The organism is Salinimicrobium profundisediminis, assembly GCF_026241755.1.
Lineage (GTDB): Bacteria > Bacteroidota > Bacteroidia > Flavobacteriales > Flavobacteriaceae > Salinimicrobium > Salinimicrobium profundisediminis.
The window spans coordinates 140853-163877 of record NZ_JAPJDA010000005.1 but is presented as its reverse complement, the minus strand read 5'-3'; the positions used below and the strand labels follow the sequence as shown (position 1 = coordinate 163877).

Below are 23025 nucleotides of genomic sequence, written 5' to 3'. Positions count from 1 at the left end.
TACTTGAGCTCACGCTCAAAGATTACTATTTTTTTCACGCGAGGCAAGCCTCGGGGTATTTACCCTCCAAGAATAAAAAAGCTGCCTTAAAAACTTCCCGCCGATCTTTCTGAAGAATTTAAAGATCATATGATATAATCTTCAGAAGTAAATTACCTAAAACAGTTTTAGATTGGCAATAAAGGTTTTTAAGGCAGCTTTGTATTTATGTGTAGTGGGCAATTTTGCCGGTAACTTCTTTATAGAAATCTTTGATCTTAATAAAATCCTGCTCCTTATCATCTGAAGGGTACAAGGGGCCCGAGACTTTTACACTTTTACTTCCAAAGTCGAACGCTACCATAATGATAGGCACTTCGGCTTTTTTAGCGATGTAGTAAAATCCGGTTTTCCACTCCCCTACTTTTTTCCTGGTCCCTTCGGGAGCAATTGCCAGACTAAATTCTTCCCTCTCATCGAAAAGGCTAGCAATAGCTTCAACCTTCTTCTGTCCCGGAGTTCTGTCTAAAGCGGTACCGCCCATCCATTTGAAGTACCACCCAAAAGGAGGTTTAAATAATTCTTTTTTGGCTACAAATTTAATGTCTACCCCAAGAATCCGTCGCACTAAGAGCCCCAGATAAAAGTCGTGCCAACTGGTGTGTGGCACCACAATAACCACTGCTTTTTTGAGATTGGCGGGCCAGCTTCCGTAGAATTTCCAGCCCATGATCTTAAAGTAAATGAATTTAGCCAGCCAGTTCACTCTCTCTATTGCTCTTGGTGATCTCTCCTGCCCTTCTTTTTCTCTCTTCGTAAAGAAGGCCTAATTCCCTTCCGGTTTGGCCTTTTACAGAAGTATTTTCTTCGGCTCTTCGTATGAGGTAAGGTACAACTTCCTTTACAGGTCCAAAAGGTACCAGCTTTGCCACATTATAACCGGCTTCTGCAAGGTTATAGCTAATGTGCTCACTCATTCCGAAGAGCTGGGAAAACCACACCCTGTCGTCATTTTTTTCAATGTTTTTATCTTCCATAACCTGTAAGGCCAGGTAGTTGCTCATCTCATTGTGTGTGCCGATAAATACCGAAATATCTTCTATGTGCGCCAGGCAATAAGTAAGCACCCCGTTATAATTTACATCGGTGGCTTCTTTGTTCTCACAAATAGGCGACAAATATCCCATTTTTGAAGCCCTTTCATTTTCCTTTTCAATATATGCACCGCGCACTATCTTGGCTCCTACAATAAAGCCCTGTTCTTTGGCGCGGCTGTGCAGGTCTTTGAGATACTGCATCCTGTCCCAGCGGTAGCATTGCAGGGTGTTAAAGATTATTGCGCGCTCGCGGTTGTATTTAAACATCATTTCTTCCATAAGCACATCGGCAGCATCCTGCATCCAGCTTTCTTCGGCATCGGCAAGCAACCTTACGCCCTGTTTGTAAGCTTCGTCGCAAATCCTGTTCACACGATTTTTTACGCGCTGCCACTCTTCTTCCTCTTCGAGGGAAAGATTGGCATTTGCAGAGACTTTTTGCCAGAGTTCAAAACGGCCAATCCCCGTGGGTTTAAAAACCGCAAACGGCAGCTCGTCCCGTTTAGAAATAAATTTTACAATATTGGTCTTGCGTTCAATTGCCTTATCAAATTCACTCTCTTTTTCCTTTCCTTCTACGGAATAATCGAGAATGCTATGCAAGTTTTTACTGTACATTTTTTCAATGGTAGGAAGGCAATCTTTTTCGGTTACCCCACCACAGAATTGGTTGAAAATGGTCTTTTTAATAAGCCCCTCTACCGGCAAATGTGCTTTAAGAGCAAGGTTGGTCATTGCAGTACCTGTTTTGACCAATAGTGGCCGGTCAATCATCTCAAAGAGAAAGATTGCACGGTTTAATTCTGAATCAGTTTTTAGTTTAAAAGCTGTCTCAGTATCATTAAATATCTTCTGTGTGATCATTTCTTAAAATTGGGTTTACAAAGATAATTATTGGATGGAGATAGTTAGGATTTTTCTCCTTATTTTCGAAGCCTTTAACGTGTATTTATCAAAAGAATCCATGACTAAAACCTCTACAGCATCTCCCGTACTTTTTAACCAAAAAGGATATGACCATTTCCATGAATTTTTAGGGCAGGAAAACTTTACCAAAATCTTTATTCTGGTAGATTCCAATACCCATGTTCACTGCCTTTCTTCCTTTCTTCAAAAACTCGAAACCCAGCTTGAAGTTGAAGTTTTGGAAATTGAAGTTGGTGAGGAAATCAAAACTATAGAAACCTGTAGTTCTTTATGGGAAGCATTATCAGACCTGGGAGGAGATCGCAAGAGCCTTTTGGTCAACCTTGGCGGAGGTGTGGTGACAGATCTTGGTGGTTTTGTTGCAGCAGCCTTTAAAAGAGGTATTGCCTGCGTTCACTTCCCCACTACCCTGCTCTCTATGGTTGATGCGGCTTTAGGCGGAAAGAACGGAGTGAACCTTGGCGCATTGAAGAACCAGGTGGGTATTATTAGAAAACCGGAAATGGTAGTTATAGATATGACATTTTTGGAAACCTTAGCATCCAGTGAAATGCGCAGTGGGCTCGCCGAAATGCTTAAACACGGATTAATTGCTGATGAAGATTACTGGAACCGTCTAAAATCTTTAAAAGATCTTGACCTTACAGACCTTGAAGACCTGATTAAGGAATCTATAGTGATCAAAGAACAGGTAGTAGCACAGGATCCTTTAGAAAAAGGCTTACGGAAAAGTCTGAATTTTGGACACACCCTGGGTCACGCAATCGAATCTTACTTTCTTGAAAATCCTGCAAAACAAAAATTATTGCATGGGGAAGCCGTTGCGGCAGGAATGGTTTTGGCAGCTTATTTATCGACAGAACTTGAAGGTTTCCCAAAAGAAAAAAGAGATGAGATCAACCATGTGATCCACTCCATTTATGGAAAAACCGATTTTACAGAGGAAGATCAAAAAAAGATCATCAACCTGTTGAAATTTGATAAAAAAAATGAGGGAGGAAAAATAAATTTTGTTCTTTTGCGACAAATTGGAGCACCGGTAATTGACCGGGAAGTACCAAATACATTAATCCATGAGGCTTTCAGGTATTACCTTACTCCTCAGGAAGATGCACAATCAGAGTAAAGAACAGAGTTTAAATTTTTTATTTATTTTAACGGTGGCGGAATTATGAATCATTATTTTCGCTTAGAAGGAGGCCTTAAAACTTACTTATGAAAAGAATCATTGTTGATTACAAAAAGCTTACTCCCGAAATTTTGGGATTATTGGTTGAGAAATATCCTGACGGGTATGATGATGATCAAATCATCTCTTTTAAGAATGCAAAAAACGAAACAGTTGAAGCTGTAGAGGTACGAACCGAAGACAGTATTTATCTTGTAAAAGTTAGTACCCGTCTTGAAAATTCCATGGCGAACTATGATGAAGAAGACTATGATGATTCAGATTTCAATGAACCTATTGTAGATCTTCCGGAAAAGAATGACGATGTGGAAGAAGACATGGATGATATGGATGCTGACGAAGATGATTCCGAAGATATCTAAAAGAATCTAACAAAAGAAAGCCGCCGGTAATTTATATTGGCGGCTTTTTTATTAAAAATATTACCTGCGAAGACTAGGCGTGCTGGTCTTCATGCTTTCCTTCTTTGATCTCTTCAATAAGTTTTGAATTAAAAGCCGGTAGATCATCAGGATTTCTACTGGTTACAAAACCTTCGTCTACCACTACTTCCTCATCAACCCAATTTGCACCGGCGTTAATTACGTCGTCTTTCATTGAATTGTAAGAGGTCATAGTTCTTCCTTCTACCACTCCTGCACTAATGAGCGTCCAGGGTGCGTGGCATATCGCAGCTACAGGTTTCTTTTGCTTAAAGAAATCGCGTACAAATTGAAGAGCCTCCTCATTTGTTCTTAGATTATCCGGATTCATAACCCCTCCCGGAAGCATAAGTGCATTATAGTCGCTTGCACTCACCTCACTAACGGTTTTATCGACGTTGTATTCTTTAGACCAGTCGGTTTCATTCCAGGCCTTGATTTTGCCTTTTTTGGGACTTACAATGTGAACTTCAAAACCTTCATCTTCCATAGCTTCTTTTGGAGAAGTTAATTCTACCTCTTCAAATCCATCAGTCGCTAAAATAGCTATCTTCTTATTCATTTTTTTAATTTTTATGTTCAACAATTATTTAAGGGAAGATAGGCACTAAGCCTCTTTTTCTGTATTAAGAAGCCTATAAAATCTAGAAGTCTAAGGTTAAATTTTATTAAGAGGAGCTATTTTTTTGCCTCCTCATTCATTTTGCGCTGTTTTTGGCGCTCTTCCTCCTCATCTAGGTGTGACTGCAGGGTATCAAGAATCCTTTTTTCATCTACCAGTTGTCCACGTTTTTCTTCGAGCCTTTCAAGCTCCTGGTAAATGGCAGGTTCGGCATATTCGTTTGGTTCCACTTTTTCTTTTTTATAAAGGGCATACTGCACGGTAAATTCAGCTCCAAAGAATACAATTAAGCAGGTATAATAAACCCACAGGAGAATAAGAACTACCGAAGAGGCACCCCCATAGACAGAACCCGGATTACTTTGACCAAAATAGAACCCTATGAGGTATTCGGCTACCAGAAAAAGGCAGGTAGTGAGCATGGCCCCCAGGTAAGTAGTCTTCCATCTTAGCTTAACATCGGGTAGCCATTTAAAGATCGCAGCAAAGAGAGACATAATGATGGTGAAGGAAAGGGCAAAATTTAGCACCTCTAGGAGAAAAGTGGTAATTACAGGAGCTATAGAAGCAACATAATCTTTTATAGCTGCCAATACTGCCGAAATGACCAGAGAAACAAGAAGCAGCAACCCCAGGACGAATACCATCCCCAAAGAAATTATGCGGTTAATGATAATCCTCTTCACCGTATTCTTTTTTACTGCAATGTTCCAGATATTATTCATTGCAGCTTTTAACTGGAAAAATACCCCGGTGGCACCAAAGATCAGGAAAGCAAATCCAAAGATAACAGCCCATGTAGAGGTTTGATCAAGTGCGGCGTTCGCTACCATTCCTTCAATGGCCTGGGCCGCTTCCACTCCCACAAATTCGCCTATTTCCCTGGTGATCCTGCCCTGTACGGCTTCTTTTCCAAAGAAATATCCTGCAACCGTAACAACAATAATGAGTAAGGAAGGTAGGGAGAAGAGCGCATAATACGCTATAGTAGCACTCCTGGCCCAGGGATCATTCCTGTTCCAGCTAAAGTAAGATTGCTTTAAAAGCCTCCAGAAGGAGTTTAATTTCCGTTTAATAAAGCCCATAAGCTGAATGTAGTTAAAATGAAAGTAATAAAAAAACCCTCCAAACTAATAGCCTGAAGGGTTTTTAATAAGAATTTAGTACACTATAAGTTCTCAAAAATAGAATGCATAAGCCTTTTCTTATCGTTGATGCTCTCTTCAAGAGAAATCATTGTTTCTGTACGGTAAACACCTTCAATATCATCGAGCTTGAAAATAATATCTTTTGCATGCTGAGTATCTCTTGCCCTAATTTTGCAGAACACATTGAATTTGCCAGTAGTAACGTGAGCTACAGTTACATAAGGAATTTCATTAATGCGCTCTAATACAAATTTGGTTTGGGAAGTGTTTTGTAGAAAAATTCCAACATAGGCTATAAAAGCATAACCCAGCTTCTCGTAATTAAGTGTAAGTGACGAACCAAGAATAATCCCTGCTTCTTCCATTTTCTTTACCCTAACGTGCACTGTTCCCGCTGAAATATTAAGTTTTTTTGCGATATCAGTGAAAGGGGTTCGGGTATTGTCGATCAACATATTGAGTATTTGGTGATCGGTTTCATCTAATCTAAACTTTGCCATATCTAATCTTTTGAAGATTCTCCTTGTTTTTAAACGAAGTACAAAATTAATACAAAATAATTAGATTATAGTCAATATTCATTTAATATGCGGCGGATTTATTGATAACTTCTCTTTATTTAACAAAATTATCTCTACTATATCGTTTTCGATAAGCGGGGTTTCGTCGGATTTTTCTACCTCCTGGCCTTTACAATCAATTTCTAAATGCCCAAAAAAGTTTAAATCATCTTCAATAATATGTACCACGGGTTCAAAAAGTACATCTCCGGCTTTTATTTTTTCTGAATACTGTATCCCCACATCCACTTTTTTCCCTTCCACCAGTGCATTCCGTAGAATGATGTCGAGAAAACTTTTCTTATTCCCGGGAATTTCAAAATAGTCTTCTTCTTTTTGCTGAATAAAATCTCCGGTTGCAACGGCTTTGACAGCTGTAAGTAATGACAGGGTAAAATACTTCCTGGTTTCTTCCCTTAAATAATCTCCCTGAAAATGTCCGCATTCAAACAAGATTGTTGGCACGTGCTGCGCCTGAAAGTAATCTCCTGTGCAATTAAGATTAAAACTATCATCAAATCTTCCTACCTGCCCCGGAATAACTTTTTGTAGCTCTTTATTCATTGCAGCAATGATTTTCATAGCCTTTATTCGCACTTCAGTAACCGTTCTTGCTTCATCCATTGAAGGAGCAAGAAAAGAGAGCGTAGCAGGTAGATTGAAGTCTCCCGCACCAAAGATGGTCCTTTGATCATGAAGGTTAAAACAGAAATCTGGCTTAAAGTCCTCAAAAGTTTTTCTGAGCACTTTACTTTCAGGTTCATTGATCTCTTTCGCATCGCGGTTGAGATCTACTGTGTTTACGTTTACACGGGTATATCTAGCTGCACCGTCTGGATTGATCATAGGAAGTATTAAAATGGTACAATCCGCAAGTATATTCTTTACCACATCCAGTTCTGCATAAACTTTCAGGAAGTTGAGCAAGTCTACAACTCCTTTCGTGGTTGTACTTTCATTGCCGTGCATTTGCGACCAGGCCAAAATCTTCTTTTTACCTGCACCCACAGTTATTCCAAGAATAGGAATATTAAGGAAAGATCTTCCAACTTCGGTTACTTGATAATGCTCTTTTAAATCTTCCAAAGCTTCTTCCAGATGCATATACGTAATATATCTTCCGTATAATTTTCCGGTTTTAAACTCATCATAATTCTTAAGAAATTCTTCTGTTGTCATCATGTTTACAAAAGTAAATAAACCAAAATTTACAATCGTAAACAGCATAAAATGTTTTTACTGTATACTTATGTAAACAGTAAGTTCCCGTCTGTAAATCAGGTGATAGGAATATTTCCTTGTGAAAATTTTATATATAATAATAAGCTGTATTTTAGTTATTTATGTCGTTTTATATAAAGTTATAATACATATGATTATCCCTGTTTAAAGCTGGTGTTGGAGAATCCATTTTAATTGATTACTTTTGTAAACAACCTATTTTTTTACTCCTGTTTACAATGGTGAACACTGAAGAATTTACAATTCGACTTAATAAGGTTATGGAATACTATGACCTTTCGGCTGCTTCATTTGCCGATAAAATAGATGTGGGTCGCTCCTCCATTTCCCATCTTCTATCTGGCAGAAATAAACCGAGCCTGGATTTTGTCATGAAGATCATTAATGCTTTTCCGGAAGTTGAACTTTACTGGCTACTTAATGGAAAAGGAAGTTTTCCGAAGGAAAGTTCACCTTCCAGGAATCGGGAGAAAGAAGATAATCAGAGGAAGGAATCTGAAGTGCAGGATCTATTTTCTACTACTCCCCCCGTGACCGAAAAAGAATTTACTGCTCCTTCCCTCTCTAAAAAGATAAAAAAGGTGGTCATTCTTTATGAAGACGGTACTTTTGATGCCTTTGAAAATTGAGAAGCATCAAAAAAGGTTTTAAATTTGCAGCATGAAAAAAATCTTGTTGGGCATTCTATTTCTTTGCTGCCTTAGCTCCTGTTATCAGGCAGAACGTAACTGTAAAGATTTTAAGACGGGAACCTTTGAATTTGAATCTTATCTTGAAGGGGAACTGGTAAAAACCCGTTTCTTGAGAACTGATAGCATCGAAATCGATTATTTTAGAGGCCAGGTTGATACTTCTTCTATACGATGGATCAACGACTGTGAATATATACTTTCAAATCTAAACCCTAAGAACAGGGCCGAAGAAAAACCTATTCACATGAAGATCCTCACCACTAAAAACAATACATACACCTTTGAATACGGATTGGTGGGAGAAACGCAGAAACAGCGTGGAACCGTTGTAAAGGTAGAGTGAAGTAGTCTGTAGACGGTAGACGGCAGTCTGTAGAATCTTAAGATGAAATATATTCCTAGGGCTTGATAACTACCCAATTTACTCCTTAGACATTACTCCTTAGACCTTTCGTGGGGTTTTACTTCTTTTTAAGCAGGTCGTTTTGTTCCTGCATCAATTTATTGAGGTTTGTAAGCAGCTCAATATCTTTTGGCGTGGCTACAGTTTTATCTTTAGGGTCTTCGGCTTTCCTTCTAAATCTATTCATCAATTTTACCACCAGGAAGACAGTGAAGCCAATGACCAGAAAGTCGATAAACACCTCGATCATGAGTCCATAACCCACCGCAATTTCCTCTACAGCATCTACCCCGTCGGTTCCGGGTATCGCTTCCCGAAGCACATATTTCCTGTCGGCATAAGTGATCCTTCCGGTTATTAAAGAAAGCGGAGGCATGATGATTTGCTTTACCAGTACATCAACTACGCGGTTAAAAGCAGTACCAATTATGATACCCACCGCCATGTCTATCATGTTGCCTTTTACGGCAAACTCCTTAAATTCTTTGAGTAATCCCACAGCCATTATTCGTCAAAAAGTCTTATTTGAGTTTCATCTCCACCCGGGTTCTCTTTGTGAAGCTTTGTTTCAGAAAAATCAGGCGCTTTAGCCTGTCCTTCCACACGCTCTTCTCCTTCCACTTCCATATCTTCGGGAGCGGTTTCTTCAGGCTCAATAAATGGCTTCGGATCCAGGAGATTCACCTGTTTTACTTTTTCTGAAGTAAGCTGGTTTCCAAGGGCCTTAATCCCTTTTATCGAAATGAATTCTTCAAGTTCAACAAGATCGTTGGGTTTCTGATCTTTCCCTCTGATTTTTGTATAAACTACTTCTACCACCGGAAGATAATCGGTAGAAACGATCTCGAGATAAGACTTGGGATGTTCTCCTATGAAGTTTTCTTCTTTTTCTTCATTTTCTATAATAAAGCGTTTCACATAGAACTTCTCCTTTTCTCCTTCCCAATAAATAGCTGAAACCGGCTTTTTTGGAGACCACTTTTCAAGTACTATAATATCTTCATCAAAACGCGTAGTGAGCTCGGGTTTAATAGTTTTGGCTATACCATTTTGAGTAATGATCAAAAGCCTGTCTTCTCCCTTAAACTCGCCCAGCAAATCTCCTCTCTCGTCTACATTGAGCCTTCTCACAGTGTCATCAAACCAGATTCTTCTTGGTTTAAGTGTAGAAACCCCTTCCTCTTTGAGGTCAATTTTTTTGACCGGGTACTTAGTCACTATATTTCCTTTTACCGCCCTGCCTTTAATAGCCATGTCGGCAAAATCTACTTCGAATTTTAATTTCTTGATACTTCCTACCTGCCTTAGGTAGACCATAACTACTTCGGCCTCGCCATTTGGATTTGCAGAAAAATAAAGCACTTCTGAACCTTTCTTGCCCTGGGTAAGATCATACTCCCTGTCGCGGGTTACCGAGGTCACTGCAAACCTTTTGATATAGGAAGCCCCACCTTTACCATCTTTATAGATCATGTTATAGATGGTGCGGCGGTCTTTCTTTTTAAAGATTGCCACGTGAATAATGTCTTTCCCTATAAAGGTCTTGGCGTCTACTCTGGTAACTATCATTTTCCCTTCGGCAGTAAAGCAAATCACATCGTCAATATCTGAACAATCGGTCACATATTCATCTTTTTTGAGGGCTGTGCCCACAAAACCTTCTTTACGGTTTACGAATAGTTTTGTATTTCGTATAACTACTTTAGTTGCTTCAATGTCGTCAAAAAGGCGCAATTCGGTCTTTCTTTCTTTACCTTCACCATATTCTTTCTTTAAGCGGTTAAAATATGCAATAGCATAATCTACCAAATGATCAAGGTGGTGCTTTATCTGCGCAATTTCGCCTTCCAGAGCTTCAATTTTCTGTTGTGCTTTATCAAGATCAAATTTAGAGATACGCTTGATCCTTATTTCGGTAAGCCGCACAATATCTTCTTCGGTCACTGCACGCTTCAGGTGCGTGATAAAGGGCTTTAATCCGCGGTCTATCGCTTCAATCACACCTTGCCAGGTCTCCTCTTCCTCGATATCGCGGTAAATCCTTTTTTCGATAAAAATCCGTTCCAAAGAAGCAAAATGCCATTGCTCCTGGAATTCCTCCAGTTTTACCTCCAGGTCTTGCTTCAGTAAAGCAAGGGTATGATCTGTAGATCTTCTAAGGATTTCTGATACCCCTAAAAAGGCCGGTTTATTTTCAATGATGATGCAGCTCAAAGGTGAAATAGAAACTTCACAGTTTGTAAAAGCATACAGGGCATCTATAGTTTTATCGGGAGACATTCCCGGCGGTAAATGAATAAGGATCTCAACTTCACTCGAAGTATTGTCTTCAATTTTCTTGATCTTGATCTTTCCCTTATCATTTGCCTTAAGGATAGAATCAATTAATGTAGAAGTATTGGTGCTAAAAGGTATCTCCTTTATCACCAGGGTGTGCTTGTCCAGTTGAGAGATCTTTGCCCGCACTCTCACACGGCCGCCTCTCATCCCATCATTATAATTGGTGATATCGGCAATACCTCCTGTAGTGAAATCGGGAAATAGTTTGAATTTCTTTCCCTGCAAGTGCTTTATACTTGCCTCAATAAGTTCAATGAAATTGTGAGGCAGGATCTTTGTACTTAAACCCACGGCAATACCTTCGGCACCCTGAGCAAGCAATAACGGGAACATCACCGGTAAATTTACCGGCTCTTTTTTTCTTCCGTCGTAAGAGAGCTGCCACTCGGTGATTTTCGGATTATAGACTACATCAAGGGCAAATTTTGAAAGCCTTGCCTCAATATATCTTGCTGCTGCAGCCCCATCTCCTGTAAGAATGTTACCCCAGTTCCCCTGGGTGTCTATCAAGAGGTCTTTTTGGCCTACCTGTACCATGGCATCACCTATACTGGCATCCCCGTGAGGGTGGTACTGCATGGTATGCCCCACAATGTTTGCAACTTTGTTATAACGTCCGTCATCAAGATCTTTCATAGAATGCATGATACGACGCTGCACGGGTTTAAATCCGTCTTCTAAAGCAGGAACCGCTCTTTCAAGAATTACATAAGAGGCATAATCCAGGAACCAATCTTTGTACATTCCGGTAACTTTGGTAAGCACCTCGTTGTTCTCTGTATTATTCAGCTCTTCGTTTTGCTCGAACTGTTCGTCTTGATGATCGTTTTGATTCTCGTTCTCCATTTAAGCCCTCGCTTTGTTTTTCTCCAGAATTTTGGCAAGTGACATTTCTAAAGCTTTTACTTTCTTGCCCGTTAAAAAGGTGATATTATATTTATAGTGCCTGTACCCTCTACTATTCCTTGAATGAATGTAAATGTGCAGGCGTTTGTAGAAAAAATAATTCTCTATCCTAAAATTCTTCAGTTTTGACTTTGGCACCTCGGTTCTTTGTTCCCTGTAATGCATGAATTGCGACACAAGGGCACCATTGCTTTTGAAGTTGATGGTTTCTCCATCACTGTCAAATTCGAATTTTTTTCCGACTATAAAAATATAGACCGCCACTACAATAGCGATACCATTAGGAATTAAGCTACTGTAATTAAAAGGAACATCATCATATTTAAGTTCAACAGATGCAAATGCATTTGTGATAAAAACCGCCACTACAATGATATAAATTGAAGGGATAATTCCGGTTTCTTTCCTGTTGTTGAACTTCATTCTATTCGTTGATAAGATCCAGTTCCACTTTAAGGTTATCTATAATAAACTCCTGCCTGTCGGGCGTGTTTTTTCCCATATAAAAACTCAGGAGTTCTTCAATACTCATATCCTTATCGAGCATCACCGGATCAAGCCGAATATTATCTCCAATAAAATGCTTGAACTCATCAGGTGAAATTTCCCCAAGTCCCTTAAATCGTGTTATTTCCGGCTTTCCTGAAAGTTTTGCAATAGCATCCTTTCTCTCCTGTTCACTATAACAATAAATAGTCTCTTTTTTATTCCTTACCCTGAAGAGTGGCGTTTGCAGAATATACAAATGGTTCTCTTTGATCACCTCGGGGAAGAATTGTAAAAAGAAAGTGATAAGCAATAACCTGATGTGCATTCCGTCTACATCGGCATCGGTAGCAATCACGATATTGTTATACCTAAGGTCTTCCATAGACTCTTCGATATTCAATGCCGCCTGCAGCAGGTTAAATTCCTCGTTTTCGTATACAATTTTTTTGCTAAGCCCGTAACTGTTCAGCGGCTTACCTTTTAAACTGAAAACAGCCTGAGTATTCACATCTCTTGATTTCGTGATCGATCCACTCGCCGAATCTCCCTCGGTGATGAAAAGTGTACTTTCAAGATATCTTTCTTTTTTGCTGTCTCCCAGGTGAATCCGGCAATCTCTTAATTTTTTATTGTGCAGGCTTGCTTTCTTAGCCCGGTCTTTTGCCAGTTTCCTAATACCCGAAAGTTCCTTTCGCTCCCTTTCGGCCTGCAGGATCTTTCGTTGCAGCAAATCGGCTGTTTCAGGATTTTTGTGCAGGTAATTATCCAGCTGGGTCTTTAAAAAGTCATTGATGTATGTTCTAACAGTGGGAAGGTCTCCACCCATGTCTGTAGAACCAAGTTTGGTTTTGGTCTGGCTTTCAAAAACCGGCTCCATAACCTTTATACTTATTGCTGAAACTATGGACTTCCTAACATCACTGGCCTCAAAATTCTTTCCGTAGAATTCCCGAAGCGTTTTTACCACAGCCTCTCTAAAAGCCGCAAGGTGCGTTCCTCCCTGGGAAGTATGCTGCCCGTTCACAAAAGAATGGTACTCTTCGCTGTACTGGGTTTTACTGTGGGTGATCGCCACTTCAATATCATTACCTCTAAGGTGAATGATGGGATAAAGCCGATCATCTTCATTAATGCTATCAGATAAAAGATCGGCCAGGCCATTTTCTGAATAGAATTTTTCCCCATTGAACACTATTGTCAACCCCGGATTGAGGTAAACGTAGTTCTTCAGCATTTTTTCTATATACTCAGAACGGAATTTGTAGTGCTTAAAAATAAGCTCATCGGGGGTAAAAGATACTTTGGTACCTCTCCTTCTTGAAGTTTCATCCAGCTCCTCTTCATTGATCAGGTTCCCCTGTTCAAATTCGGCCGATTTAGAGCGGCCATCCCGGGTAGACTCTACCCTAAAATTGCTGGAAAGGGCATTAACTGCCTTTGTTCCAACCCCGTTGAGTCCTACCGATTTTTTAAAGGCACGGGTGTCATACTTTCCTCCCGTGTTCATTTTAGAAACCACGTCAACCACTTTTCCTAACGGAATTCCACGCCCGTAATCACGTACGATGACTCTTTGGTTCTGTACAGAAATTTCTATGGTTTTCCCTGCGCCCATCACGAATTCATCAATACAGTTGTCTATAACTTCCTTCAAAAGAATATAGATACCGTCATCGGCGCTGGAACCATCCCCGAGTTTCCCAATATACATCCCGGGTCGCATACGAATATGCTCTTTCCAGTCGAGCGAACGTATATTGTCTTCGGTATATTTAGTTTCTTCGATCATAGCTGTTTCCTGCGGTTTCGTGGCTAATATAAGCTTTCCCCAAAAAAGTTGAAACCTTCGGGGAACAAAATAATTAACAATTGTTTCACAACTGTGGGTTCAAGGTTTTAAGTTTAAAGTTCCAGCTCACAATCCGAAGAAAACCAGGGTGTGAACTCTCCTGAAATATCCTTTTACAAAGTGAAAAATTCAGACTTCTTAATTCCAGATTCAGGATTAACGGTCTTCCTAAAAAACACCTGTCAAAAATGACATTTTTGATAGGTGTTTTTCCTGTAAAATCTTCCATTACTAAAAAGACCTCACAAGTTTTGGAAACCTGTGAGGTCTAATATTTTCTACAGTCTACCGTCTACCGACTATAGACTATCGACTAACTAAACGTTGAACCTAAAATGCATCACGTCCCCATCTTTTACAATGTATTCTTTCCCTTCTACCCTCATTTTCCCGGCTTCTTTCACTTTTGCTTCGCTACCAAAACTTACATAGTCATCATAAGCAATAACTTCAGCCCGAATAAAGCCTTTTTCGAAGTCGGTGTGAATCACCCCGGCTGCCTGTGGCGCGGTAGATCCAACAGGTATAGTCCAGGCTCTCACTTCTTTTACACCAGCTGTAAAATAGGTTTGCAAATTCAGAAGTTTATAAGCGCCGCGAATTAACTTGGCCGATCCCGGCTCGTCAAGCCCGATGTCCTGTAAGAACATTTGGCGTTCTTCATAATCTTCAAGTTCGGTAATATCTGCTTCTGTACCCACGGCAAGCACCAGTACTTCGGCACCTTCCCCTTTCACAGCCTCTTTTACCTTATCTACATATTCATTTCCTGAAACCGCATCAGTTTCATTCACATTGCACACGTACATCACGGGTTTATCGGTGATGAACTGCAAAGGCCTTATAAATTCTGCTCTTTCTTCTTCTGTAAGATCTACAGCCCTAACCGATTGCCCGGCTTCCAAAGCATGTTTCACTTTTAAAAGCGCAGCCTCTTCTTTTTGAGCTTCTTTATTTCCGGTTTTAGCCGCACGTTTTACCTTTTCCAGCTTTTTATCGGCTGTTTCAAGATCCTTGAGCTGCAGTTCCATATCAATGGTTTCCTTATCTCTCACCGGATTGATATTACCATCAACGTGAACAATATTTTCGTTATCAAAACAACGCAATACATGAAGAATAGCATCGGTCTCGCGGATATTGCCAAGAAATTGATTTCCTAAGCCTTCTCCTTTACTCGCTCCTTTTACAAGACCAGCAATATCGACTATTTCAACGGTTGCTGGAAGTACACGCTCCGGATTCACCAGAGATTCAAGTTTCTCCAGGCGCCTGTCTGGCACGTTCACCACCCCAATATTTGGCTCAATGGTACAAAAAGGAAAATTGGCACTCTGGGCTTTGGCATTTGAGAGGCAATTGAATAAAGTTGATTTTCCAACGTTGGGTAGTCCTACAATTCCGGCTTTCATATAATATTGTTTGATGCTCTTTTTGGCGGGTGCAAATATAGGTATATGAAATGGAATTTTAAGCCGCTCAAATCCATCTGATATCTTCGGAAGATTTAAACATCAAAATCCCTTTCAAAAATGGCATTTTTGACACCTTATTTTAAGTTGGTTTTAAAAATTACTTCGGAAGTTTTTCAGGTATTTCGCCCCACCCGAAGCAGTATTGGAAAATTCACTTCCCCCACTTCCCCAAAACTCTTCTGAAGGTCTTCCTTCACAAGATCTACCGGATTCTGCTGATGCTCCTTTTGATAAGCCTTAACGGCCGACCAGGTGTTGAGATAGCCAATTAACCGCTCAAAACTCCAGTTTTGCTTCATTTCAATCTTAGGCGCTTCAATTTCCTGAAACGGAAACGGTATCGTGCGATACTTTTCTTCCAGAAATCTACGTTCAGGTGCCCAGAATGGTCCAATGATGTCATTATAAAAATGCCTGATGATCTTATCTGTTTCGGCGTTACTTCTGAAGAGGGCGTATCCAAAAATGGCAATTACCGCATCCTTTTTTAGCACCCGTTTCACTTCGGAATTGAACTTTTCAAAATCGAACCAATGCACTGCCTGCCCCACCGTCACCAGATCGAAGTGTGCATCGGGAAAAATGGTATTTTCTGCAGCCTGTTTGGTGTAATGAATATTGGGTCTTTGCACCGCCTGAGACAATTGATTGATACTAATATCGGTGGCATAAACCTGTTCAAAAAAAGCAGCCAGCTCTCCCGCCACCTGTCCGTTGCCCGTACCACAATCCCAGGCCCGACCCTTTTCGCGGCAAAGCTTCCGAAGAAAGTTGTAGAGTTCTGCAGGATATCCCGGCCGGTATCGGGAATAATTTTGAGAATGAGAGGAAAAAAGGTCTTTCATAATATCACGAAGAAATAATCATAGGAATATTAAGAAAATTTTAGTAAATATGTAAAGTCATTCAAATTTCTTCCCTACAAGCCTGAGTGACAGTTATTCTTTTTGTATTTCTACTACGAAAAATATAAAAAAGAAAAAGCGACCCGCAAAGGCCGCCTTGGACAATAAAAAATCCCACGGTGTACGCAGGATTAAGAAAAATCTTCGGCTTATAGCCTTGTTGTGAATTGTCTTTCAGACTGCTAATATAATTATTATATCAAAATGAGCAAAACTTTAGGAATAGATTTAGGTACAAATTCAATTGGTCTTACCTTAAGAGAAGATGACATTTTTTCTTGGTATGGAGTATATACTTTTAAAAAAGGCGTTGGTGAAGGAAAAACAGGAGAGTTTTCTTTTGCAGCTGAGAGAACAAAACATCGTTCTTCCCGAAGATTATATAATTCCCGAAGATATCGTAAATGGGAGACTTTAAAAGTTTTGTGTGAGAATGATTATTGTCCCTTAGATATTGAAAAGTTAAACAAGTGGAAAAATTATATAAAGGGTATTGGTCGAGTTTTTCCTGTGGAAGATGAAGCTTTCCAACAATGGATCAAAATGGATTTTGATGGTACTGGCACTCCAGATTTTTCAAGTCCTTACCAATTAAGAAGATCCTTAATTACCGAAAAATTGGATTTGTCAGTCCAAGAAAACCGATACAAAGTGGGCAGAGCTTTATATCATATATCTCAAAGACGAGGCTTTAAAAGTAGTAGAAAGTCTGGAAAAAGTGATGAATCTGCAGTTTATAAAGGATCGACAGAAACGTCAGCTTTACCGTATAATGAGTACAAGGATGAACTTAAAAGAAATCAAACTTTAGGAGCATATTTTGCCAAACTTGAAGATAGTAACAGTCGGGTAAGAAATAGATATACACTACGGTCTGATTTTAGAAATGAGGTTAAGATAATATTAGATTTCCAAGAAATTAAAGACAACGATTTTAGAGATAAATTACTCCTTGAAACTTCGAATGGCTCAATCTTCTATCAACGCCCACTACGTTCGCAAAAAGGCTTGATTGGCAAATGTACACTTGAACCCAATAAACCAAGATGTTCTGTTAGCCATCCAAAGTTCGAAGAATACCGAGCATGGTCATTTATCAATAACATCAAATATCGAATTGATAAAGATGCTCCTTTTGAACCAATTCCGTTGGGATTAAAAGAAAAATTGTATAATGAAAAATTTTTATTTAAAAGCAGAAGAGAGTTCGATTTCAGTGAAATACGGAAATTTATAAAATCCAATGGCGGAAATAAATGGGAATTGAACTACAGCAAGAAAATGGATAGGGTGTCTGTTTCAAGTTGCTTTGTATCAGCAAGATTAAAATCAGTCTTTGGAGAAGATTGGAAAAATTTTGAGAAATCAGTTGTTAGAGAGAATAGAAAAGGAGAGAACAATACAAAAAAATATACGATAGATGATATCTGGCATCTCCTGTTTTCATTTGAGGATGAAGAATATTTTAAAGAATTTTTAATTGACATACTCGAATTGGAAGAAAATCAAATAAAAGAACTAATAACACTCTTTAATAATTTCCCTATCGGTTATGCCAACTTGAGCTTAAAAGCCATCAACAACATTTTGCCATTTTTACGGGAAGGAATGATTTATTCTGAAGCGGTGATTTTGGCAAAGATTCCAGAGGTAGTTGGAAATGAAGTTTTTGAAGCAGAGAAAGAAATTATTTCTAACGCAATTAAAGATGAGATTAAAGAAAACAGGTATCAGAAGAAAATCATCACTATAGTAAATAATTTAGTTTTCAAATATTATGCTTTGGATTATCACGATAGATTTGCAGTTGGAGATTCATCTTACAAGTTGGATGAATCGGATATAAAGGATATAGAAATAGCTGCAAAAGAGCATTTTGGTGAGAAAACCTGGGCTAAATTAAATGAGGATTATAGGCGCCAAACCTTATGTGAAGTGACTGAAAAGTATCAGGAATTTTTCGCTTCCTTAAAACGAGAGCATTTTAAACCACCTCATTTAGTTAATCAGATAAAACAGTTTTTGAATGATAATTTTGATGTAGGTGAAAAGTTGTTGGAAAAAATTTATCATCCGTCCCAGATCGATATATACCCTAAAAAAGAAGGGCAACAATTCTTGTTAAGTCCGAAAACGGCAGCTTTTAAAAATCCGATGGCATACAAAACACTTTATAAGTTGCGGGATGTCATAAATCATCTGATTGAAATCGGAAAAATTGATGAAGAGACAAGATTAGTGGTAGAAATTGCTAGAGAAGCTAAGAATAATTTAGACTATACTAACAAGCGTTGGGCAATTAATAAATATCAACGTGACCGAGAGGTAGAAAATAGGGAATTTGCCAACGCCATTTCTGAATTAATAAAAGACCCTGATTTTTCTGGAATTGCCAATCCGCAAAGCGTTACAGATAAAAGCAAGTTCAGATTATGGGCAGAGCAACTGGAAAATTATGAGGACGTGGTTAAGTTAGCAAATACTACTAAAGCTGAAGTACAAAAATACAGGCTTTGGAAAGAACAAAACTGTATTTGTATCTACACGGGTAAAATAATTAAACTGACCGATTTGTTCAATTCTAATAAAGTGGATTTTGAACACACGATTCCAAGAAGTAAATCTTTTGATAATTCCTTAGCCAATTTAACGGTTTGTTATGCTGATTATAACCGAAGTATCAAGAAAAATCAGATGCCCACGGAATTGCCTAACTATGAAATAGAATCACACGGTTATTCCGCAATAAAACCAAGATTGGAAGCTTGGGAAAAGAAAGTAGATGATTTTTACAATCAAATTAATTTTTGGAAAGTCAAGTCTAAAAAAGCAATGGACAAGAATGAAAAGGATTATGCAATCCGCCAACGCCATTTAAGACAAATGGATTTTGATTATTGGAAAAATAAATTGGACAGATTTACCCGTACTGAAGTTCCGCAAGGCTTTGTAAATAGCCAGTTAGTAGATACCCAAATTATTACTAAGTATGCTACTCATTATTTAAAAACAGTATTTAATAAGGTAGATGTAATAAAAGGAAGCCAAACTGCGCAATTCAGAAAAATCTTTAGTGTTCAACCTAAGGAGGAAGCAAAAGACAGGGGCAAGCATTACCATCACGCTATTGATGCTGCAGTTTTGACCTTAATTCCTTCAGCAAGAAAGAGGGAAGAAATATTAAAAAATGCATATAAATTTGAGGAAGAAAACAGAGGGAAGCAATATCACGAGAAACCTTTTGTAGGATTTAGTTATTCAATGATTGAAGAAATCCAGGAAAACATTCTCATTAACAACCTTGTTGATAGAGACCAAACTTTAACCCCAGGAATAAAAAAGGTAAGAAAACGAGGGCATATAGTTTGGTTAAGGGATAAAAATGGAGAATTATTATTGGATGAAAAAGGAAATAAAATACAAAAAATAGCACAGGGAGATTCCATAAGAGGGGAATTACATCAGCAAACGTATTATGGAAAAATAAAAATTGCAGCTAAAGATGATAAGGGTAGTCTACAAAGAGATGAAAAAGGCAACGTAGTTTACAATCAAGTTGATGGTAAAGATGAGATGTGGATGGTCCTCAGAAAACCCATTGATAATGTTAATTTTAAGAATGATGTTATTGTAGATGCACATTTGGCAGAACATTTAAAAAAACAATTATCTGAAGGTATTAAACAAAATGAGTTGAAAGATTTTCAAGGAAATACACTCCGTCATCTAAGATGTAGAGTAAAAGCAGCACGAGGTTATATGAATCCGGACAATGCCACAATTGTTAAAGAACAAGTTTATAAATCTTCTAAAGATTACAAAAACTACATTTATGCTGATTCTGGAGAAAATTATATGTTCGGGCTTTATGAAAACGAAAACGGGAGGGCAATTGTTCCTTTTAATGTTTTTGAGTCTTCTCAATATGCAAAACATATAAATGTATTAACTCCTGAGAATTTATTCAAGGTTAAAGAACTTTCAGAACCTGTCCATATTGGAAGAGGAAAAAAACGAAAAGTCGCCTCCTTAAGACATGCTTTTATGGTTGGACAAAAGGTGCTATTTTTTGAAAATCATAAGGAGGAATTACGAGATTTAGAAAATAACGATCTATCAAAGAGATTATATTTTGTAAAAAATTTAGCTGATGCTAAACAGGGATTGATAAGGCTTCAACATCATTTAGAAGCTCGTGATGATAATGAATTAACTGAAGATTTTCCTTCGAAAGAATTTGGAAAAAAAGGAAAAAATGGTTTTTCAAAATTTTCAACTGATTTTGTTGCTCCGAGATTATTGTTAAGTCCAGGAAACTTCAATTTTATTATTGAAAATAAGGACTTTGAGATGAACCTTGACGGTACAATTAATTTTAAATTTTAATATGATCAAACGCACCATTTTTTTCGCCAACCCTGCTTACTTAAGCACCAAAAATGAGCAGCTGGTGGTTTCTTTTCCAGAAGAAGGGAAGGAAGAAAAGCGGGTGCCAATCGAGGACATAGGAATGTTAGTCCTGGAAAACCCACAGATCACTTTGACCAATGGCTTAATAACAAAGCTGATCCAAAATAAAGCCGCAGTGGTGAATTGTGACAAGCAACATCTCCCCTGCTCTATTTTACAGCCCCTGGTGGGGCATACAGAACAAACGGAGCGGTTCAGAAACCAGTTAAACGCCAGTTTACCGCTAAAGAAAAACCTCTGGCAGCAAACGGTAAGTGCAAAGATTAGCAATCAGGCTATGCATCTTTTCAGGAGAGGAAAAGAGCATAAAAAACTGGCGCGTTGGGCAACAGAAGTTAAGAGCGGCGATACCGAAAATCATGAAGCCATTGCCGCAGCTTTTTACTGGCAAAACATTTTTGATGTTAAAGGATTTAGCCGATACCAAAAAGGCATTCCTCCCAACAACCTGCTTAATTATGGCTACGCCATTCTGCGTGCCATAACAGCCAGAGCATTGATTGGCAGCGGGATGCTTCCGGGCGTGGGGATTTTTCACCGCAACAAATACAATGCATTCTGCCTGGCCGATGATATTATGGAACCTTATCGCATATATGTAGATGAACTGGTGTACGAAATTGTGGAAAGCGGGGAAAAATTAGAGGAGCTTAATACCTTTTTGAAGGCTGAACTTTTAAAAATACCGGCTATAGATGTCGTAATTGATGATAAGGTGAGTCCGCTCATGGTAGCTATGAGCCGAACTACCAATTCGCTGCAGGAATGTTTTGCGGGTATGAGCCGGAAAATTTTATATCCGGTTTATGAATAGATCCCGACTCCGCTCGATCTGACAATAATGCTATGGAAGACCGTTTTTCACGTTTAAACCAATACAGAAGTATGTGGGTACTTGTATTTTTTGACCTGCCAACAGAAACCCGGACAGAACGAAAGGCTGCCACGCGTTTTCGGAAAAATTTATTGGATGATGGCTTTGGCATGTTCCAGTTTTCCATCTATACCAGGTTTTGTCCAAGTCGTGAGAATGCGGAAGTACATATTAAACGTACCAAGAACAATTTGCCAAAAAAAGGAAAGGTTGGAATTATGCAGGTGACCGACAAGCAATTTGGGATGATTGAGCTTTTTCATGGCCAAAAAGAGACTGAAACAGAACAACCTGTCCAGCAATTGGAACTATTCTAACATCTTTTACAAATAAAAATATCAGGTCGATCGGAGTCATACCCTCAATTTTATCCGTCATTTTTTAATCCTAATAAAAGACTTAAGATACAGAATACCAGCTTTTTATATCGGGTATCCTGTGAATCCTAAGCTAAAAATACAATTCTGAAAGCAATTCACAACTCTCACCAGGTGCAGAAACCGGAAGAATGACCTGTGAATCCTAAGCTAAAAATACAATTCTGAAAGCAATTCACAACCGGAGTTATTCAGGGCCACCAAAGAAGGACCTGTGAATCCTAAGCTAAAAATACAATTCTGAAAGCAATTCACAACAGGGTGGTAAGCTCGGTGACGGCAAAGTCCCCTGTGAATCCTAAGCTAAAAATACAATTCTGAAAGCAATTCACAACCTGTGGCTGTAATGATGAAAGGGAATGCCTCCTGTGAATCCTAAGCTAAAAATACAATTCTGAAAGCAATTCACAACAGGACTTAGAGCAAACAGAATAAAGGAAGGCCTGTGAATCCTAAGCTAAAAATACAATTCTGAAAGCAATTCACAACAGATTGTTTTCCCTCCTTCGCTTCTAAAAGCCTGTGAATCCTAAGCTAAAAATACAATTCTGAAAGCAATTCACAACCACTGTCCATAGGACAAAATCGGAAAGAGGCCTGTGAATCCTAAGCTAAAAATACAATTCTGAAAGCAATTCACAACCTTCATTGTCCATTTCCCTGGACAAATATCCCTGTGAATCCTAAGCTAAAAATACAATTCTGAAAGCAATTCACAACACAAGCTGAAGGTGAATATTACTGGAGATACCTGTGAATCCTAAGCTAAAAATACAATTCTGAAAGCAATTCACAACAAATGAGTAAAGCATTCAGAATAGCGCCCGGCCTGTGAATCCTAAGCTAAAAATACAATTCTGAAAGCAATTCACAACTATGGGCTTGACTTTGGATATAGCAACGACCCTGTGAATCCTAAGCTAAAAATACAATTCTGAAAGCAATTCACAACGCGAGAGCAGTCCAGTTTTTACCTGTCATTCCTGTGAATCCTAAGCTAAAAATACAATTCTGAAAGCAATTCACAACAACTCATGGTGGGAGAAACAAGGCCGTAAA

Annotated in this window: 19 protein-coding genes and 1 CRISPR repeat array; of the genes, 7 read left to right on the top strand and 12 right to left on the bottom strand. The window is 38.7% G+C overall.

The annotated features are described in order from the left end of the window. Positions 1–205 precede the first annotated feature (205 nt). Positions 206–745, bottom strand: coding sequence for a 1-acyl-sn-glycerol-3-phosphate acyltransferase (locus OQ279_RS04605; RefSeq protein WP_266068649.1), 540 nt, complete (start codon positions 743–745; stop codon positions 206–208). Further along, positions 729–1940, bottom strand: coding sequence for a proline dehydrogenase family protein (locus OQ279_RS04600; RefSeq protein WP_266068648.1), 1212 nt, complete (start codon positions 1938–1940; stop codon positions 729–731). Before OQ279_RS04600 ends, OQ279_RS04605 begins: the two co-directional genes overlap by 17 nt. Positions 1941–2040: 100 nt before the next feature. Between OQ279_RS04600 and aroB the strand changes: the two genes are divergently transcribed. Continuing rightward, positions 2041–3129 carry a 3-dehydroquinate synthase gene (gene aroB / locus OQ279_RS04595; protein ID WP_266068647.1) on the top strand — a complete coding sequence of 363 codons (1089 nt, stop codon included), beginning with the start codon at positions 2041–2043 and terminating at the stop codon, positions 3127–3129. Positions 3130–3218: 89 nt separating this feature from the next. Continuing rightward, positions 3219–3554, top strand: a complete 336-nt coding sequence (locus OQ279_RS04590; RefSeq protein ID WP_266068646.1) for a hypothetical protein — start codon at positions 3219–3221, stop codon at positions 3552–3554. 73 nt (positions 3555–3627) lie between these two features. Here the strand turns inward: OQ279_RS04590 and OQ279_RS04585 are convergent, their stop codons facing one another. The 4 genes from OQ279_RS04585 to OQ279_RS04570 form a co-directional block, all read right to left on the bottom strand. Then, positions 3628–4176, bottom strand: a complete 549-nt coding sequence (locus OQ279_RS04585) for a type 1 glutamine amidotransferase domain-containing protein (protein WP_266068645.1) — start codon at positions 4174–4176, stop codon at positions 3628–3630. A gap of 116 nt (positions 4177–4292) precedes the next feature. Further along, a complete protein-coding gene (locus OQ279_RS04580) occupies positions 4293–5321 on the bottom strand; it encodes a YihY/virulence factor BrkB family protein (protein WP_266068644.1) in 1029 nt (342 codons plus the stop codon). Between the two features lie 83 nt (positions 5322–5404). Beyond that, positions 5405–5884: an Lrp/AsnC family transcriptional regulator gene (locus tag OQ279_RS04575; RefSeq protein WP_266068643.1), complete on the bottom strand. Its 480-nt coding sequence runs from the start codon at positions 5882–5884 to the stop codon at positions 5405–5407. Positions 5885–5962: 78 nt separating this feature from the next. Beyond that, positions 5963–7171, bottom strand: coding sequence for a M14 family zinc carboxypeptidase (locus tag OQ279_RS04570; RefSeq protein ID WP_266068641.1), 1209 nt, complete (start codon positions 7169–7171; stop codon positions 5963–5965). 233 nt (positions 7172–7404) lie between these two features. Here OQ279_RS04570 and OQ279_RS04565 point away from each other — a divergent pair, with 233 nt between their 5' ends. Continuing rightward, positions 7405–7815 carry a helix-turn-helix domain-containing protein gene (locus tag OQ279_RS04565; protein WP_266068639.1) on the top strand — a complete coding sequence of 137 codons (411 nt, stop codon included), beginning with the start codon at positions 7405–7407 and terminating at the stop codon, positions 7813–7815. A gap of 31 nt (positions 7816–7846) precedes the next feature. Beyond that, the gene (locus OQ279_RS04560) at positions 7847–8221 is read left to right on the top strand and encodes a DNA topoisomerase IV (protein WP_266068638.1); all 375 of its coding nucleotides are present in this window, start codon (positions 7847–7849) and stop codon (positions 8219–8221) included. A 118-nt stretch (positions 8222–8339) separates the two neighbouring features. Here the strand turns inward: OQ279_RS04560 and mscL are convergent, their stop codons facing one another. The 6 genes from mscL to OQ279_RS04530 form a co-directional block, all read right to left on the bottom strand. Then, positions 8340–8786, bottom strand: coding sequence for a large conductance mechanosensitive channel protein MscL (gene mscL / locus OQ279_RS04555; protein ID WP_266068637.1), 447 nt, complete (start codon positions 8784–8786; stop codon positions 8340–8342). After that, positions 8786–11467, bottom strand: a complete 2682-nt coding sequence (locus tag OQ279_RS04550) for a DNA gyrase/topoisomerase IV subunit A (protein WP_266068636.1) — start codon at positions 11465–11467, stop codon at positions 8786–8788. Before OQ279_RS04550 ends, mscL begins: the two co-directional genes overlap by 1 nt. Next, positions 11468–11950 carry a hypothetical protein gene (locus OQ279_RS04545; RefSeq protein ID WP_266068635.1) on the bottom strand — a complete coding sequence of 161 codons (483 nt, stop codon included), beginning with the start codon at positions 11948–11950 and terminating at the stop codon, positions 11468–11470. Position 11951: 1 nt separating this feature from the next. Continuing rightward, entirely contained in the window at positions 11952–13805 is a 1854-nt protein-coding gene (locus OQ279_RS04540; protein WP_266068634.1) for a DNA topoisomerase IV subunit B, read from the bottom strand. Positions 13806–14182: 377 nt separating this feature from the next. Continuing rightward, entirely contained in the window at positions 14183–15277 is a 1095-nt protein-coding gene (gene ychF / locus OQ279_RS04535; protein WP_266068633.1) for a redox-regulated ATPase YchF, read from the bottom strand. A 176-nt stretch (positions 15278–15453) separates the two neighbouring features. After that, the gene (locus OQ279_RS04530; protein WP_266068632.1) at positions 15454–16185 is read right to left on the bottom strand and encodes a class I SAM-dependent methyltransferase; all 732 of its coding nucleotides are present in this window, start codon (positions 16183–16185) and stop codon (positions 15454–15456) included. A 264-nt stretch (positions 16186–16449) separates the two neighbouring features. On the opposite strand from OQ279_RS04530, the gene cas9 reads away from it, so the two are divergent. The 3 genes from cas9 to cas2 are packed head-to-tail and all read left to right on the top strand — an operon-like array spanning position 16450 to position 21906. Next, positions 16450–20631 (top strand): type II CRISPR RNA-guided endonuclease Cas9, encoded by a 4182-nt coding sequence (gene cas9, locus OQ279_RS04525; RefSeq protein WP_266068631.1) that lies wholly within the window; start codon positions 16450–16452, stop codon positions 20629–20631. A gap of 1 nt (position 20632) precedes the next feature. Next, positions 20633–21529 carry a type II CRISPR-associated endonuclease Cas1 gene (cas1, locus tag OQ279_RS04520; RefSeq protein ID WP_266068630.1) on the top strand — a complete coding sequence of 299 codons (897 nt, stop codon included), beginning with the start codon at positions 20633–20635 and terminating at the stop codon, positions 21527–21529. Between the two features lie 32 nt (positions 21530–21561). After that, positions 21562–21906: a CRISPR-associated endonuclease Cas2 gene (gene cas2 / locus OQ279_RS04515; protein ID WP_266068629.1), complete on the top strand. Its 345-nt coding sequence runs from the start codon at positions 21562–21564 to the stop codon at positions 21904–21906. 118 nt (positions 21907–22024) lie between these two features. Continuing rightward, positions 22025–22995: a CRISPR direct-repeat array (repeat unit 47 nt; unit sequence CCTGTGAATCCTAAGCTAAAAATACAATTCTGAAAGCAATTCACAAC). Positions 22996–23025 lie beyond the last annotated feature (30 nt).

Excerpts from the sequence above, each read along its gene's own strand:
- OQ279_RS04600 (WP_266068648.1), bottom strand. The coding sequence starts at position 1,940 with ATGATCACACAGAAGATATTTAATGATACTGAGACAGCTTTTAAACTA.
- aroB (WP_266068647.1), top strand. The coding sequence starts at position 2,041 with ATGACTAAAACCTCTACAGCATCTCCCGTACTTTTTAACCAAAAAGGA.
- OQ279_RS04590 (WP_266068646.1), top strand. The coding sequence starts at position 3,219 with ATGAAAAGAATCATTGTTGATTACAAAAAGCTTACTCCCGAAATTTTG.
- OQ279_RS04585 (WP_266068645.1), bottom strand. The coding sequence starts at position 4,176 with ATGAATAAGAAGATAGCTATTTTAGCGACTGATGGATTTGAAGAGGTA.
- OQ279_RS04580 (WP_266068644.1), bottom strand. The coding sequence starts at position 5,321 with ATGGGCTTTATTAAACGGAAATTAAACTCCTTCTGGAGGCTTTTAAAG.
- OQ279_RS04575 (WP_266068643.1), bottom strand. The coding sequence starts at position 5,884 with ATGGCAAAGTTTAGATTAGATGAAACCGATCACCAAATACTCAATATG.
- OQ279_RS04570 (WP_266068641.1), bottom strand. The coding sequence starts at position 7,171 with ATGCTGTTTACGATTGTAAATTTTGGTTTATTTACTTTTGTAAACATG.
- OQ279_RS04565 (WP_266068639.1), top strand. The coding sequence starts at position 7,405 with ATGGTGAACACTGAAGAATTTACAATTCGACTTAATAAGGTTATGGAA.
- OQ279_RS04560 (WP_266068638.1), top strand. The coding sequence starts at position 7,847 with ATGAAAAAAATCTTGTTGGGCATTCTATTTCTTTGCTGCCTTAGCTCC.
- mscL (WP_266068637.1), bottom strand. The coding sequence starts at position 8,786 with ATGGCTGTGGGATTACTCAAAGAATTTAAGGAGTTTGCCGTAAAAGGC.
- OQ279_RS04550 (WP_266068636.1), bottom strand. The coding sequence starts at position 11,467 with ATGGAGAACGAGAATCAAAACGATCATCAAGACGAACAGTTCGAGCAA.
- OQ279_RS04545 (WP_266068635.1), bottom strand. The coding sequence starts at position 11,950 with ATGAAGTTCAACAACAGGAAAGAAACCGGAATTATCCCTTCAATTTAT.
- OQ279_RS04540 (WP_266068634.1), bottom strand. The coding sequence starts at position 13,805 with ATGATCGAAGAAACTAAATATACCGAAGACAATATACGTTCGCTCGAC.
- ychF (WP_266068633.1), bottom strand. The coding sequence starts at position 15,277 with ATGAAAGCCGGAATTGTAGGACTACCCAACGTTGGAAAATCAACTTTA.
- OQ279_RS04530 (WP_266068632.1), bottom strand. The coding sequence starts at position 16,185 with ATGAAAGACCTTTTTTCCTCTCATTCTCAAAATTATTCCCGATACCGG.
- cas9 (WP_266068631.1), top strand. The coding sequence starts at position 16,450 with ATGAGCAAAACTTTAGGAATAGATTTAGGTACAAATTCAATTGGTCTT.
- cas1 (WP_266068630.1), top strand. The coding sequence starts at position 20,633 with ATGATCAAACGCACCATTTTTTTCGCCAACCCTGCTTACTTAAGCACC.
- cas2 (WP_266068629.1), top strand. The coding sequence starts at position 21,562 with ATGGAAGACCGTTTTTCACGTTTAAACCAATACAGAAGTATGTGGGTA.